2 protein-coding genes and 1 pseudogene are annotated in these 1,677 nt (G+C 72.1%); 2 read left to right on the forward strand and 1 reads right to left on the reverse strand.

Translation table 11 applies throughout. The features are described 5' to 3' along the window. Positions 1-432: maltotransferase domain-containing protein (locus tag IY392_RS01350; protein ID WP_182628049.1), on the reverse strand; the 432-nt coding region annotated here is incomplete at its 3' end. Positions 433-584: 152 nt separating this feature from the next. Between IY392_RS01350 and IY392_RS01355 the strand changes: the two genes are divergently transcribed. Both IY392_RS01355 and IY392_RS01360 read left to right on the forward strand, forming a co-directional pair. After that, a complete protein-coding gene (locus IY392_RS01355; protein ID WP_194860335.1) occupies positions 585-1,427 on the forward strand; it encodes an ABC transporter ATP-binding protein in 843 nt (280 codons plus the stop codon). Then, a pseudogene (locus IY392_RS01360) lies at positions 1,424-1,677 on the forward strand (NUDIX hydrolase); the annotation flags it as partial. The gene IY392_RS01355 and the pseudogene IY392_RS01360, both read left to right, overlap by 4 nt.

Consider the following 1,677-nt stretch of genomic DNA (forward strand, 5'->3'; position numbering starts at 1 on the left):
CGTCAGGAGCGCGGCACGGTCGGTGTCGCCCGACGCCGCCGCCTGCGCGGCACCGGCGTCCAGGACCCGCGCGCCCACCTCGAACTCGTTACCCAGGACGTCGGCGCCCTGGCCGGCGTCCATCTTCTTGACGATGCCGCTGTTCCACGTGGCGAACGGGTCGGACCACGCCTCGACGCGGAACGACCACATCCCGGGGGCGTCGGTGGTCAGGAGCGCGTGGACGGTGTCCGCCTCCTTCCCGGGGACCATCGTCGTGCGGGAGGAGGCGCCACCGGGTCGGCGGACCACCAGGCTCGCCGACAGCGCGTCGTGGCCCTCCCGCCACACGGTCGCCGAGATCGGCAGCACCTCACCCACGACCGACTTGGCGGGGAACCTCCCGCAGGAGACCAGGGGGCGGACCTCGTCGATGGCCAGACGGTCGTTCACGTCGGTGCTCCTCTCGGCTGCGGGCTCCGGGGTGTGGACGCCTCTACGACACGACGCTATCGAAGCGGGCGCCGATCCGGCAGGGGCGTGGCGTGGGTGTTCACGCGCTCGTGCCGTGTTCCTCGGCACCCGGCCACCGGGGAGGGGGTTAGATGGGGGTCGTGAGAACGCCTATCGAGACCGACCCCGACCTCGTCCTGGATCTGACCGACGTCTCGCTCCGGAGGGACGGGCGGACGCTCGTGGGACCCGTCACCTGGCAGGTGGAGCTGGACGAGAGATGGGTCGTCCTGGGGCCCAACGGTGCGGGCAAGACCTCGCTGCTGCGCATCGCCTCGGCGCTCGAGTACCCGAGCACCGGCTCGGCGGTGATCCTCGGTGAGCAACTGGGTCGCACCGAGGTCACCGAACTCCGGAGCCGGGTGGGGTTGTCGTCCGCCGCGGTGGCCGGCCGGATCCCGGGCGACGAGGTGGTCGAGGACCTGGTGGTCTCCGCCGGGTACGCCGTGTTGGGGAGGTGGCGGGAGGCCTACGACCGGGCCGACTTCGACCGCGCGGCGGACACCCTGGAGATGATCGGGGGCGAGCACCTGGCCGACCGCACCTGGGGGACCCTGTCGGAGGGCGAACGCAAGAGGGTGCTGATCGCCCGCGCGATGATGACCGATCCGGAACTTCTCCTGCTGGACGAACCCGGAGCGGGCCTCGATCTGGGTGGCCGGGAGGATCTGGTCGCCCGTCTGGCGGACATGGCTCTCGACCCCGACGCCCCGGCCACGGTGCTGGTGACCCACCACGTGGAGGAGATCCCCCCGGGTTTCACCCACGCGATGCTGCTCGCGGAGGGCGGGGTGACGGCCACCGGGTTGATCGACGACGTGATCACCTCCGAGAACCTCAGCCGCGCCTTCGCACAGTCGATCGTCGTCGACGCCATCGACGGACGGTTCTTCGCCCGTCGGGCGCGTCGGTCCGGCCGGCACCGGCGTCCATGAGCCGCGTCTGCGACCCCGTGACGACCTCACCCGCGGACGTCCCGGTCCGCGAGGCCGCCACGGTGGCCCTGGTGCGTGACGCCCGAGTGGGCGGGGGAGTCGAGGTGTTCCTGCAGCACCGCGTGGCCACCATGCAGTTCGCGGCCGGTATGTCCGTCTTCCCCGGAGGCGGCGTGGAACCGCGTGACTACCGGGGCTCGAGGCCCTGGCGGGGCCCGGATCCGGGCTGGTGGGCCGAGGCGTTCGGGAT

This window comes from Dietzia sp. SYD-A1, assembly GCF_015356725.1.
GTDB lineage: Bacteria > Actinomycetota > Actinomycetes > Mycobacteriales > Mycobacteriaceae > Dietzia.